Source organism: Burkholderia sp. LAS2, assembly GCF_018417615.1.
GTDB lineage: Bacteria > Pseudomonadota > Gammaproteobacteria > Burkholderiales > Burkholderiaceae > Burkholderia > Burkholderia sola.
Genome location: NZ_CP071052.1, coordinates 22324 through 35507, shown reverse-complemented (window position 1 = coordinate 35507; position 13184 = coordinate 22324). Strand labels below are relative to the sequence as shown.

Annotated in this window: 12 protein-coding genes; 5 read left to right on the top strand and 7 right to left on the bottom strand. The window is 67.7% G+C overall.

The features are described 5' to 3' along the window. Positions 1–5: 5 nt before the first annotated feature. The 5 genes from lptB to kdsD are packed head-to-tail and all read right to left on the bottom strand — an operon-like array spanning position 6 to position 3602. Positions 6–782 carry an LPS export ABC transporter ATP-binding protein gene (gene lptB / locus JYG37_RS00175; RefSeq protein ID WP_050014881.1) on the bottom strand — a complete coding sequence of 259 codons (777 nt, stop codon included), beginning with the start codon at positions 780–782 and terminating at the stop codon, positions 6–8. Beyond that, a complete protein-coding gene (lptA, locus tag JYG37_RS00170; protein WP_050014883.1) occupies positions 779–1444 on the bottom strand; it encodes a lipopolysaccharide transport periplasmic protein LptA in 666 nt (221 codons plus the stop codon). The genes lptB and lptA overlap by 4 nt, the downstream gene beginning before the upstream one ends. 20 nt (positions 1445–1464) lie before the next feature. Then, positions 1465–2079, bottom strand: coding sequence for an LPS export ABC transporter periplasmic protein LptC (gene lptC, locus JYG37_RS00165; RefSeq protein ID WP_012329238.1), 615 nt, complete (start codon positions 2077–2079; stop codon positions 1465–1467). Positions 2080–2082: 3 nt separating this feature from the next. Then, the gene (locus tag JYG37_RS00160; RefSeq protein ID WP_050014885.1) at positions 2083–2619 is read right to left on the bottom strand and encodes a KdsC family phosphatase; all 537 of its coding nucleotides are present in this window, start codon (positions 2617–2619) and stop codon (positions 2083–2085) included. After that, entirely contained in the window at positions 2619–3602 is a 984-nt protein-coding gene (kdsD, locus tag JYG37_RS00155) for an arabinose 5-phosphate isomerase KdsD (RefSeq protein ID WP_089488829.1), read from the bottom strand. Before kdsD ends, JYG37_RS00160 begins: the two co-directional genes overlap by 1 nt. A gap of 126 nt (positions 3603–3728) precedes the next feature. Between kdsD and JYG37_RS00150 the strand changes: the two genes are divergently transcribed. The 5 genes from JYG37_RS00150 to purU all read left to right on the top strand — a co-directional run bounded on the left by JYG37_RS00150 (position 3729) and on the right by purU (position 8902). After that, positions 3729–5735, top strand: coding sequence for a monovalent cation:proton antiporter family protein (locus tag JYG37_RS00150; RefSeq protein ID WP_050014889.1), 2007 nt, complete (start codon positions 3729–3731; stop codon positions 5733–5735). 77 nt (positions 5736–5812) lie between these two features. Then, a complete protein-coding gene (locus JYG37_RS00145) occupies positions 5813–6379 on the top strand; it encodes an adenine phosphoribosyltransferase (protein WP_213345789.1) in 567 nt (188 codons plus the stop codon). A 78-nt stretch (positions 6380–6457) separates the two neighbouring features. Continuing rightward, a complete protein-coding gene (locus JYG37_RS00140) occupies positions 6458–7072 on the top strand; it encodes a LysE family translocator (RefSeq protein ID WP_050014892.1) in 615 nt (204 codons plus the stop codon). 5 nt (positions 7073–7077) lie between these two features. After that, the gene (locus JYG37_RS00135; protein ID WP_124593408.1) at positions 7078–7944 is read left to right on the top strand and encodes an NUDIX hydrolase; all 867 of its coding nucleotides are present in this window, start codon (positions 7078–7080) and stop codon (positions 7942–7944) included. Between the two features lie 73 nt (positions 7945–8017). Next, complete coding sequence (purU, locus tag JYG37_RS00130) at positions 8018–8902, top strand: formyltetrahydrofolate deformylase (protein WP_050014896.1); 885 nt, start codon at positions 8018–8020, stop codon at positions 8900–8902. 93 nt (positions 8903–8995) lie between these two features. On the opposite strand, the gene JYG37_RS00125 is transcribed toward purU, so the two are convergent. Together JYG37_RS00125 and uvrA are read right to left on the bottom strand one after the other, a co-directional pair. Next, the gene (locus JYG37_RS00125; protein ID WP_050014898.1) at positions 8996–10078 is read right to left on the bottom strand and encodes an AI-2E family transporter; all 1083 of its coding nucleotides are present in this window, start codon (positions 10076–10078) and stop codon (positions 8996–8998) included. Between the two features lie 219 nt (positions 10079–10297). Further along, positions 10298–13183, bottom strand: a complete 2886-nt coding sequence (gene uvrA, locus JYG37_RS00120; protein ID WP_124593407.1) for an excinuclease ABC subunit UvrA — start codon at positions 13181–13183, stop codon at positions 10298–10300. Position 13184: the final 1 nt, after the last annotated feature.

Genomic DNA, 13184 nt, shown 5'->3' with positions numbered 1-13184 from the left:
GGACGTTACATGCGGAAGTGTTCGCCGAGGTACACGCGGCGCACGCTTTCGTTTTCGATGATTTCGCTCGGCGCGCCGGCGGCCAGCACCGACCCGTCGCTGATGATGTACGCGTGGTCGCAGATGCCGAGCGTTTCGCGGACGTTGTGGTCCGTGATCAGCACGCCGATGTTGCGCTGCTTCAGGAACTTGACGATCTTCTGGATCTCGAGCACCGCGATCGGGTCGACGCCGGCGAACGGTTCGTCGAGCAGGATGAAGTTCGGGTTGGTCGCGAGCGCGCGTGCGATTTCGACGCGGCGCCGTTCGCCGCCCGACAGCGACAGCGCGGGGTTTTCGCGCAGGTGGCCGATCTGCAGCTCGTCGAGCAGCGCTTCGGTGCGCGACGAAATCGCGTCCTTCGACAGGCGCTTGCCGTCCTCGCCGTACTGCAGCTCGAGCACCGCGCGGATGTTTTCCTCGACGGTCAGCTTGCGGAACACGGACGCTTCCTGCGGCAGGTACGACAGGCCGAGCGATGCGCGCTTGTGGATCGGCAGCAGGCCGATCGAGCTGCCGTTCAGCGAGATCTCGCCCGCGTCCGTCGGCACGAGGCCGACGATCATGTAGAACGACGTGGTCTTGCCGGCGCCGTTCGGGCCGAGCAGGCCGACGACTTCGCCGCTCTTCACGTCGAGCGACACGTCCTTGACGACCGTGCGCGAGCCATAGCGCTTCTTCAGGTTGCGGACGACGAGCGAACTCGTCGTGCCGGCCGGCTGGCGGTTCGGAAGCGCGTTCATTGGCCCGGTGCTCCCTGGATCGTGGTCGACGGCGACAGCTTGGCCGGCGCGCCGTTCAGCGGCGCGGGGCCGCCGTTCTTCGGCGACAGCATCGCGCGCACGCGGCCGTTCGGGTTGCCCGGCGCCGCGACGTCCTTGCCGCCCTTCGCGGTGTAGAAGTCGCGCTGGCCGTCGTACGTGATCACGCTGCCGTGCACGGTGTCGGCGACCGTCGACGTGCCCTGCAGGCGGCGCACGGTCGCGGCGGTGGTCAGCGTGGTCAGGTCCTGCTTGCCGTCGTAGTCGATGCGCTCGGCGTCGCCGTCGATGTATTCGTCGAGGCCTTCGCGCTTCTGGCGGAACGTCGCGTGCTTCTTGCCGCTGCCGAACGACGTCGCGTACTGATAGCCTTCCGGGTCCTGGCGCACTTCGACGCGATCGCCCTTGATGATGATCGTGCCCTTCGTGATCACGACGTTGCCGGTCGCGACCGTGACCTGCTTCAGGTCGTCGTAGGTCAGGTTGTCGGCCTCGACGTTGATCGGCTTGTTCTGGTCGGCCTTCTCGGCATGGGCGAGCGGCGCCAGCCCGACGAGCGGGAGCGCCACGAGCGTCGCGGCGAGCGCGGCGCGGACGGCGCGCGCAGCGCCGCCGGAAATCAGTCGAGGGAACGGTTCGTTCATGCAGTCACGTGAGGGATGCGTCACTTGGGTTGACCTTTCGAGCCGCCGGACGTGTCCGCCGCGGCAATCGTGCCGCGCACGTTGCCGTAAAGCTCGATGACCCGGGTGACGTTGTTGTACTTCATGCCGTCGGTCGCGTTGACGAGCGACAGGCCGCGCTGAAGTTTAACCGGCTTTTCGGTCTGGATCACATCGTCATTGACGAAGATCCGGAAATGCTGCGAATCGGCCTGCATCTGCGGATCGCCGCCGCCGGCCGCGCGCAGGATGCGTGCATCGTCGTACAAATCGACGATCGACACGTCGCCGTTGACGGTGCCGCGCTTCGCGGTGGTCGTCACGACCGGCTTGCCGGGCTGGAACGCGCGCATGGCCGGATCGGTCAGGTCGCTGCCTTCCGTGTCTTCGTAATGAACCAGCTTCGCGGCCGTCAGCCGGTACTGGGTCGTGCCGGTCTGGTCGAGCTCGGTGACCGAGAAGTTGTCCGCGAAATAGTCGGGCGTGTGGCGTTTCGGCTGCGCGACGCCCTCGCCGGGCGGCGGCAGCGTGGCCTGCAGCAGCCACCAGGTGACGCCCGCGAGCGCAGCGACCGCGGCGAGCGGCAGCATCTGGGTCCAGCGGAAATGCGTGCTCATCGGTCAGGCTCCGCAGGCGGCGGCGAGCAGCGCGTCATAGCGGCGCTGCGCGCGCAGGATCGCATCGCAGACCTCGCGCACGGCGCCGTGGCCGCCGCGGGCCTCGGCGACCCAGTGCGCGCGGGCGATCACCTCGGGGTGCGCGTTCGCGGGGGCCGTCGCGAAGCCGCAGCGCAGCAGCACCGGCAGGTCGGGCCAGTCGTCGCCCATGTAGCCGCATGCGTCGGCCGTCAGGCCGAGCGACGCGATCAGGTCGGCGAACACGGCGAGCTTGTTCTCGACGCCCTGGAACAGGTGCGCGATCTTCATTTCCTTCGCGCGCGCCGCGACGATCTCCGAGCGGCGGCCCGTGATGATCGCGGTCGCGATGCCGGCTTCGCCGAGCAGCTTCACGCCGTGGCCGTCGAGCGAATTGAACGACTTCATCGCGTCGCCGGCCGCGGTAAACAGCAGGCCGCCGTCGGTCAGCACGCCGTCGACGTCGAAAATCATCAGCTTCACGCGGCTCGCGCGTTCGGCCGCAGTCAGCGCTGCGCTCATCAGATCACCTTCTTCGAAAACAGGTCGTGCATGTTCAGCGCGCCGATCAGCGCGCCGTCGGCATCGACGACCAGCATCTGGTTGATCCGGTGGCGCTCCATCAGTTCCACGGCCTCGACGGCCAGATGATCCGGCGCGATCGTGCGCGGGTTGCGCGTCATCACTTCGGTGATCGGCAGCGTGCGGAAGTCGCCGTCGCGGGCGAGCACGCGGCGCAGGTCGCCGTCGGTGAAGATGCCGGCGACCTTGCCGTCGGCGTCGACCACGGCCGTCATGCCTAGGCGCTTCGCGGTGATCTGGAACAGCGCGTCCGACAGCGTCGCATCGAGCCCGACGGACGGGACGTCGTCGCCCGAGCGCATCACGTCGCGTACGTAGGTGAGCAGGCGCCGGCCGAGCGCGCCGCCCGGATGCGAGCGCGCGAAATCTTCCGAACCGAAGCCGCGCGCGTCGAGCACGGCGACGGCGAGTGCGTCGCCGAGCGCGAGCGCGGCGGTCGTGCTCGCGGTGGGCGCGAGGTTCAGCGGGCACGCTTCCTTCGACACCGCGGCGTTCAGGTGCACGTCGGCGAGCGTGCCGAGGCTCGACCCCGCGCGGCCCGTGATCGCGATCAGCTTCGCGCCGATCCGCTTCACGAGCGGCAGGATCGCGACGAGTTCTTCCGATTCGCCGGAATAGGAGATGCCGATGAAGACGTCGTCGGAGGTGACCATTCCGAGGTCGCCGTGGCTGGCCTCGGCAGGGTGGACAAAGAAGGCCGGCGTACCGGTGCTGGCCAGCGTGGCTGCGATCTTGCGGGCGATATGCCCCGATTTGCCGATCCCGGAGACCACGACGCGGCCGCGGCAGCCGAGCAGCAGCGCCACGGCCTCGACGAAGCCGCCGTCGAGCTGGTCGCGCAGCGCGCGCACGGCGTCCGCCTCGATGTCGAGCACGTCGCGGGCGAGCGCGAGCGCCCGATCATCATTGATTTTCGCTATCATGCGCGGAGTATAGCAAAGGCGTTTGTTCGCCGCGCCGCGCCTTCGGACTCGTCCGAAGCAGCCTGTCCACCGCCACCACCCCGCGCCCGCATTGCCGTGGCCCCGACGAACGAGGACGCTTCGCCCGTGATTTCCCCGCTCGAAATGACCCTGCTGCTGCTGCTGGCCTCGGTGGTGGGCGTCGTCGTATTCCGCTCGTTGAACCTGCCGCCGATGCTCGGCTACCTGACCGTCGGCATCCTGGTCGGCCCGCACGCGCTTGGCATCACGGCGGATCTCGAACGGGCCGAGCACCTCGCGGAATTCGGCGTGGTGTTCCTGATGTTCTCGATCGGCCTCGAATTCTCGCTGGCGAAGCTGAGGTCGATGCAGCGGCTCGTGTTCGGGCTCGGGCTGCTGCAGGTCGTCGCGACGCTGGTACTCGCGCTCGCGCTCGGCGCGCTGTTCGAGCGCTGGGAGCATCTCACATGGCAGGGCAGCATCGCGCTCGGCGGCGCGCTCGCGATGTCGTCGACGGCGATCGTGTCGAAGATGCTTGCCGAGCGGCTCGAGATCGAGACCGAGCACGGCCGCAACATCTTCGGCGTGCTGCTGTTCCAGGATCTCGCGGTCGTGCCGCTGCTGATCGTGATCGCCGCGTTCGGCGCCGAATCGTCGAAGGACCTCGCGCTCACGCTCGGCGTCGCGGCGGTCAAGATCGTGATCGCGCTCGCGCTGCTGCTCGTCATCGGCCAGCGCTTCATGACGCGCTGGCTCAACGTCGTCGCGCGGCGCCGCTCGCAGGAGCTGTTCGTGCTGAACCTGCTGCTCGTCACGCTGGGCGCCGCGTTCATCACCGACAAGTTCGGCCTGTCGCTCGCGCTCGGCGCGTTCATCGCGGGGATGCTCATTTCCGAGACGCCGTTCCGCCATCAGGTGGAGGAGGACATCAAGCCGTTCCGCGACGTGCTGCTCGGCCTGTTCTTCGTGACGACGGGGATGCTGCTCGATCCGCGCGTGATCTGGGAGCATCCGTTGATCGTGCTCGGCTTCTTCGTCGGGCAGATCCTGTTCAAGGCGACGATGATCGCCGGGCTCGCGCGGCTGTTCGGCGCGACGCCGGGCGTCGCGATGCGCACGGGGATCGGCCTCGCGCAGGCCGGCGAATTCGGCTTCGTGCTGCTGAACCTGATCCTCGACCGGCATCTCGTCGATTCGACGCTGCTGCAGGCGATCCTCGCATCGATGCTGCTGTCGATGCTCGCCGCGCCGTTCCTGATTCAGAACGCCGACCGCATCGTGATGCGGCTGTCGTCGACCGAATGGATGCAGCAGTCGCTGCAGATGACGCGGATCGCGACGCAAAGCCTGAAGCAGCGCGGCCACGTGATCATCTGCGGCTACGGTCGTGCCGGGCAGAACCTCGCGCGCATGCTCGAGCAGGAAGGTATTTCGTACGTCGCGCTCGACCTCGACCCCGATCGCGTGAGCGCGGCCGCGACGGCCGGCGAATCGGTCGTGTTTGGCGACGCCGCGCGCCGTGAATCGCTGCTCGCGGCCGGTATCCATCGGGCGGCGGCCGTCGCGATCACCTACGCGAATACGCCGTCCGCGCTGCGCGTGCTGCATCACGTGCACGAGCTGGAGCCGACGCTGCCGGCGATCGTGCGCACCGTCGACGACGCCGATCTCGAGAAGCTGCTCGCGGCCGGCGCGACCGAGGTGATTCCGGAAATCGTCGAGGGCAGCCTGATGCTCGCGTCGCACACGCTGGTGCTGGTCGGCGTGCCGATGCGCAAGGTCGTGCGGCGCGTCGAGGAGATGCGCGACGAGCGCTACAGCCTGCTGCGCGGCTATTTCCGCGGCGCGGACGATGCGGACGACGACGACCACGAGCAGGTGCGGCTACAATCGGTGCCGGTCGATGCGCGTGCGGACGCAGTCGGGCGTTCGCTGGAAGAACTCGGGCTGTACGCGCTCGGGCTGGAAGTCACGGCGATCCGCCGGCACGGCATCCGCGGCGTCGAACCCGATCCGCAGACCAAGCTGCGCGCGAGCGACATCGTGGTGCTGCGCGGGCTGCCCGAGGCACTCGCGCTCGCGGAGGAGCGGTTGTCGCGCCATCGGCGCGATCCGCCGGCCGCGGCCGCATGAGCCGCGATTCACAACCTGACCCGTATTGATCAGAAACGGTGCCCGATCTTCGCGCACCGTTTTTTTCGGAGAGTTTCATGCCGCATTCGTCGTCGGGCGCACCGCTCGATCCGGTCGCCTTCATCCACAGCCAGATCCGCACGGTGCCCGACTGGCCGCAGCTGGGCGTGCAGTTCCGCGACATCACGACGCTGCTGCAGAGCCCGAAGGCGCTGCGCATCCTGGTCGACCTGTTCGTCGAACGCTATGTCGACGCGAAGCTCGACTACGTCGCGGGCCTCGACGCGCGCGGCTTCATCATCGCGCCGATCGTCGCGTACGAGCTGAGCGTCGGCTTCGTGCCGATCCGCAAGGTCGGCAAGCTGCCGTACAAGACGCGCTCGGAATCGTACGACCTCGAATACGGCAGCGCGACGGTCGAGATCCACGTAGATGCGTGCAAGCCCGGCGACCGCGTGATCATCATGGACGACCTGATCGCGACCGGCGGCACGATGATGGCGGGGCGCAACCTGCTGCAGCGGCTCGGCGCGGTGGTCGTCGAAGGCGCGGCGATCATCGACCTGCCCGATCTCGGCGGCTCGACGCTGCTGCGCGACGCCGGACTGCCGGTCTATACCGTTACCGAATTCGCCGGCCGCTGAACGCCGGTCCGCTCCCGGGGCCAGCCGCGCCGGCTTGCCCCGGTTCACGCTTGGTTCACCTTCCGCAGCGAGGTCACGATGCCCAACTTCATGCTGTTTCTCGCCACGTCGGTCGCGATCACGTTCGCGCCGGGTCCCGACAACCTGCAGGTGCTCGCACGCGGCATCTCGCAGGGCCGCGCGGCCGGCTTCGTCGCCGCGCTCGGCTTCACGGCCGGGATCCTGTTCCACACGACGCTCGCGGCGCTCGGCGTCGCGGCCGTGCTGCGTTCGTCGCCGGTCGCGTTCCAGATCCTGAAGCTCGCGGGCGCCGCGTACCTCGTGTGGATCGGCATCAAGGCGCTGCGCAGCCAGGGCCTCGCGAACGCGCATGCGCGCCCGCCGCAGCCGCTCGCCACGATCTTCCGGCAGAGCGTGATCGGCAACCTGATGAACCCGAAGGTCACGCTGTTCTTCGTCGTGTTCCTGCCGCAGTTCGTCGATCCGCACGGCGCGCAAAGCGTGACGCTGCAGATGTTCGAGCTCGGCGCGCTGTTCATGCTGCAGACGGCCGCCGTTTTCTCGCTGTTCGGCGTCGGCGCGGGCATGATCGGCGCGTGGCTGAAGCGCCGCCCGAAGGCCGGCGTGTGGCTCGACCGGATCGCCGGCGCGACGTTCATCGCGATCGGCATCCGCGTCGCGCTGAAGGACTGAGCGCGATGACGTTTCCGTGCATCGCGGCCGCGCGCCGCTTCGATCCGGCCGCGCACCTGCGTTTCGAGATCGCCGGCCAGGCGGTCGGCTGGGTGCGCCGCCAGGACGTCGCGAAGCTCGCGCGCTGGCCCGACGTGTTCGAGCTGACCGCCGAGCGGGTCGTGCTGTCGGCGCGCTACGATTCGGTCGACGCGCGCAGCATGGCGCTGGCCAGCGCGATCGGCGCGCTCGCCGCCGAAGGCGCGATTCCCGGCTGGCGCGACGAGATCTACGCGATCCGCAACCGCTTCGACGATCCGCCGCTCGCGTACATCGAGCGCGCCGCGTCGCGCTTCTTCGGCACGCAGACCTATGCGGTGCACGTGAACGGCATCGTAGAATATGCGGTTACGCCGGGCGAGCCGCCTGCGGCGGCCGCGCCGAAGATGTGGCTCGGCCGTCGCAGCGAGACCAAGGCGACCGACCCCGGCATGCTCGACAACGTCGTCGCCGGCGGGATCGGCTGGGGGCTCGGCGTTCACGAGACGCTCGCGAAGGAATGCTGGGAAGAAGCCGGGATTCCGGCCGACCTGGCGGCGCGCGCGATCGCGGGCCGTGCGGTGCAGGTGCTGAACTCGCTGCCGGAAGGCACGCAGTCGGAACTGATCTTCGTGTACGACCTGCCGCTGCCGCACGACTTCGCGCCGCGCAACCAGGACGGCGAAGTGGCCGAGCACCTGCTGGCCGGCGTGCCCGAAGTGATCGCGTGGCTGCGCGAAGGCCGCGCGACGATGGATGCGAGCCTCGCGACGCTCGACACGCTGCTGCGCCACCGCTGGATTGCGGCGGCCGACGCGGCCGGCATCGACGCGCTGTTCGTGCCGGGCGCGTGACGCGCGCTGCGCGCGCAGCCGGGCGGCGCAAGCGGGCAATTTGACGAATACGGAAACAATGGGAGTAGCGGTCATGCCGACCGATCACAGCTTTATCTTGAAACTGTCGTGCCCCGACCGGCACGGCATCGTCCATGCGGTCTCGGGCTTCCTGTTCGAGCGCAGCAACAACATCCTCGATTCCGCGCAGTTCGGCGACAGCCGCACCAGCGAGTTCTTCATGCGCGTGCACTTCGAGCAGGACGGCGGCGGCGAGGATGCCGCGTCGGCGCTCGACACGCTTCGCAAGGAATTCGCGCCGCTCGCCGAACAGTTCTCGATGCGCTGGGAGCTGCACGATGCGGCCGTGAAGCCGCGCGTCGTGATCATGGTGTCGAAGATCGGCCACTGCCTGAACGACCTGCTGTTCCGCTATCGCACCGGCCAGTTGCCGATCGAGATTCCGGCGATCGTGTCGAATCACAAGGAGTTCTACCAGCTCGCGGCGAGCTACAACATTCCGTTCCATCACTTCCCGCTGATCGGCGGTTCGTCCGATGCCGCGAAGGCCGCGCAGGAAGCGCGCGTGCTGGAAGTGATCGACGAGCACCAGGCCGATCTGGTCGTGCTCGCGCGCTACATGCAGATCCTGTCGCCGAACATGTGCGCGCAGCTCGCCGGGCGCGCGATCAACATCCACCATTCGTTCCTGCCGAGCTTCAAGGGCGCGAAGCCTTACTACCAGGCGTTCGACCGCGGCGTGAAGCTGATCGGCGCGACCGCGCACTACGTGACGACCGATCTCGACGAAGGCCCGATCATCGAGCAGGAAGTCGAGCGCGTCGACCACAGCATGACGCCCGACCAGTTGACCGCGATCGGCCGCGACGTCGAGTGCGTGACGCTCGCGCGGGCGGTGAAGTGGCACGTGGAGCACCGGATCGTGCTGAACGGGACGAAGACGGTCGTGTTCCGCTGATCCGTCGGCCGCGAAAGGCCGGCTGCGCAAGCGAAAACGCCGCGCCCTTCACGGGGCGCGGCGTTTTTGTTTGCCGTGCGCGAGCGGGCGGCTTCAGATCAGCCGCAGCAGGTACAGCTCGCGTTTCAGGTACGCATAGAAGATCGGCGCGGCGACCACGCCCGGCAGCCCGAACGCGGCTTCCATGATCAGCATCGCGAGCAGCAGCTCCCATGCGCGCGACTCGATCTGGCCGCCGATGATCTTCGCGTTCAGGAAGTATTCGAGCTTGTGGATGACCACGAGGAACGCGAGCGACGCGATCGCGGTGCCCATGCTGACCGACAGCGACACCGCGACGATCAGCGTGTTCGAGATCAGGTTGCCGATCACGGGCAGCAGGCCGACGATGAACGTGACGAGCACGAGGGTTTTCGACAGCGGCAGCCGCTGATGGAAGATCGGCAGCGCGACGAGCAGGTAGATGCCGGTGAATGCCGCGTTGATCGCCGAGATCTTGATCTGCGCGAACACGATGCGGCGGAACGCGTCGGCGAAGCGCGACACGCGCGTGACGAGCGCGGTGGACAGCGGCCGGCGCACCTTGCCCTGCTCGACGCCGATCGCGATCATCGCGCCGATGATCATCCCGAACAGCACGTGGCCGAAGCCGCGCGCGACGCTCTTGCCGCTTTGCTGGAGCTGGTCCATGTGCGAGTGCATCAGCACGGCCGCCTTCGTCTTCATCTGCTCGACGTCGACGGGCAGCAGATTGGCGATCCAGGCCGGCGTGCGTGCGCGGGTCTGCTCGACGATCTGCATCAGCTGGCCGAGCAGGCTCTGCAGGTTCGGCACCGTGTGCTCGAAATGCTCGATGATCGCGAGCGTCAGGCCGGTGAGCGCGCCGACGATCGCGATCGACAGCAGCACGACCGCGACCCAGCGCGCGCGCATGCTGGTGGTATGGCGCTCGATCACGGGTGCGATCGTGTGGATCAGCTGATAGACGAGCAGGCCGGCCAGCATCCCGCCGAGCAGCTTGAGCTCGAGGACGAGCCACATCATGACGAGCGCGAAGAGATAGCTGCCGATCTCGAGCGCCGACAGCTTCGGCAGGCTCAAGTCGCTCGTCAGCCGCACGCTGCGCAGGTGCGGCTCGCGGTTCTGCGTGTCGCGCGACTCTTGTTGCTTCTCCATCGTGGATTCCTGTTGTCCCTGTGTCGTGCCGCGGAGCACGCGGCAGAGCGCGGGTCGCCCGGCGCCGCACCGGATTGGTGCGGATGGCGAACCTTACGGCCGTAAAGTATAGCTGCCATTATGGGCCGCAAACGGGCGGTTTGGCGCGTGGTGTAAACGCAGAAGGGAAAACGAGGGGGCGCGGCCGCCCTCGACGCGCGCGGGAAGGGCGGAACGGCGTCAGCCGGCCGCGACTTTGCGGGTCGGACGCTTGAGCAGCGGCGCGAGGTACTTGCCGGTGAAGCTCGCCTTGGTCTTCGCGACCTGCTCGGGCGTGCCCTGCGCGATGATCTGGCCGCCGCCGGCGCCGCCTTCGGGGCCGAGGTCGATCACCCAGTCGGCCGTCTTGATCACGTCGAGGTTGTGCTCGATGATCACGACCGTGTTGCCCTGGTCGCGCAGCCGGTGGATCACTTCGAGCAGCAGTGCGATGTCGTGGAAGTGCAGGCCGGTGGTCGGCTCGTCGAGGATGTACAGCGTGCGGCCGGTGTCGCGCTTCGACAGCTCCAGCGACAGCTTCACGCGCTGCGCCTCGCCGCCCGACAGCGTCGTGGCCGACTGGCCGAGGCGGATGTAGCCGAGGCCGACGTCGAGCAGCGTCTTCAGCTTGCGCGCGATGACCGGCACCGCGCTGAAGAACGCGTACGCGTGCTCGACCGTCATGTCGAGCACTTCGCTGATGTTCTTGCCCTTGTACTGCACTTCGAGCGTTTCGCGGTTGTAGCGCTTGCCGTGGCACACGTCGCACGGCACGTACACGTCCGGCAAAAAGTGCATCTCGACCTTCAGCACGCCGTCGCCCTGGCACGATTCGCAGCGGCCGCCCTTCACGTTGAACGAGAAGCGGCCCGGATCGTAGCCGCGCTCCTTCGACGTCGGCACGCCCGAGAACAGCTCGCGGATCGGCGTGAACAGGCCCGTGTACGTGGCCGGGTTCGAGCGCGGCGTGCGGCCGATCGGCGACTGGTCGACGTTGATCACCTTGTCGAAGTGCTCGAGGCCCTCGATCGCCTCGTGCGCCGCCGGCTCGGCCGACGAGCCGTACAGGTGGCGCGCGACTGCGTGATACAGCGTGTCGTTGATCAGCGTCGACTTGCCGGAGCCCGACACGCCGGTGATGCAGGTCAAGAGGCCGACCGGCAGCTCGAGATCGACGTGCTTCAGGTTGTTGCCGTGCGCGTCGACGATGCGCAGCATCCGCTCGGGGTCGGGCGACATGCGCTCGTCCGGATACTCGATCACGCGCTTGCCGACGAGGTACTGGCCGGTCAGCGACTGCGGGTTCGACTGCACCTGCTTCGGCGTGCCTTCGGCCACCACGACGCCGCCGTGCTCGCCCGCGCCCGGGCCCATGTCGACGACGTAGTCGGCCGTGCGGATCATGTCCTCGTCGTGCTCGACGACGATTACCGAGTTGCCGAGGTCGCGCAGATGCTTGAGCGTCGCGATCAGACGGTCGTTGTCGCGCTGGTGCAGGCCGATCGACGGCTCGTCGAGCACGTACATCACGCCGGTGAGGCCCGAGCCGATCTGCGACGCGAGCCGGATGCGCTGCGCCTCGCCGCCCGACAAGGTCTCGGCGCTGCGCTCGAGCGACAGGTAGTCGAGGCCGACGTTGTTCAGGAAGGTCAGGCGCGCGACGATTTCCTTGATCACCTTGTCGGCGATCTCGCGCTTCGCGCCGTCGAGCGTCAGCCCGTCGAAATAGCCGAGCGCGTCGCGCAGCGGCCAGCCGCTGATTTCATAGATGCCGCGGGCATGGTCGCCGGTGCCGATCCGCACGTGGCGCGCCTCGCGGCGCAGGCGCGTGCCGTCGCACGACGGGCACGGCTGGTTGTTCTGGTACTTCGACAGCTCTTCGCGCACCGCGACCGAATCGGTCTCGCGATAGCGGCGTTCGAGGTTCGGGATGATCCCTTCGAACACGTGCTCGCGGATCGTCGTGCGGCCGCGCTCGTTGATGTACGAGAACGGGATCGTCTGCTTGCCCGAGCCGAACAGCAGCACCTTGCGGATCTTTTCGGGCAGATCCTCGAACGCGGCGTCGATGTCGAATTCGTAGAACGCCGCGAGGCTCTGCAGCATCTGGAAATAGAACTGGTTGCGGCGGTCCCAGCCCTTCACCGCGCCGGCGGCCAGCGACAGCGACGGGTGCGCGACGACCCGCTTCGGGTCGAAGAACGTGATCTGGCCGAGGCCGTCGCATTCCGGGCACGCGCCCATCGGGTTGTTGAACGAGAACAGCCGCGGCTCGAGCTCCTGCAGCGAGTACGAGCAGATCGGGCACGCAAACTTCGAGCTGAACAGGTGTTCGCGGTCGGTATCCATCTCGAGCGCGATCGCGCGGCCGTCGGCGAGGCGCAGCGCCGTCTCGAACGATTCGGCGAGCCGCTGCTTCATGTCCGGACGCACCTTCAGGCGATCGACGACGACGTCGATCGTGTGCTTGTCGTTCTTCTTCAGCTTCGGCAGCGACTCGACCTCGTAGATCTTCGCGACGCCTTCGTTCGCGGCGCCGCCGCCCGAGCGCACGCGAAAGCGCACGAAGCCCTGCGCCTGCATCTCCTCGAACAGCTCGGCGTGCTCGCCCTTGCGGTTCGCGACGACGGGCGCGAGGATCATCAGCTTGGTTTCCTCGGGCAGCGCGAGCGCCGCGTCGACCATCTGCGACACGCTCTGCGCCTCGAGCGGGATGTCGTGGTCGGGGCAGTACGGCGTGCCGACCCGTGCGTACAAAAGTCGCAGGTAGTCGTGGATTTCCGTGACCGTGCCGACGGTCGAACGCGGGTTGTGGGACGTTGCCTTCTGCTCGATCGAGATCGCCGGCGACAGCCCCTCGATCAGGTCGACGTCGGGCTTCTCCATCAGCTGCAGGAACTGGCGGGCGTACGCGGACAGGCTTTCCACGTAGCGGCGCTGGCCCTCGGCATAAAGGGTGTCGAACGCGAGCGACGACTTGCCCGACCCGGACAACCCGGTAATCACGACCAGCTTGTGGCGCGGCAGGTCGAGATTGACGTTTTTCAGGTTGTGGGTGCGTGCCCCACGGATACGGATCTGTTCCATG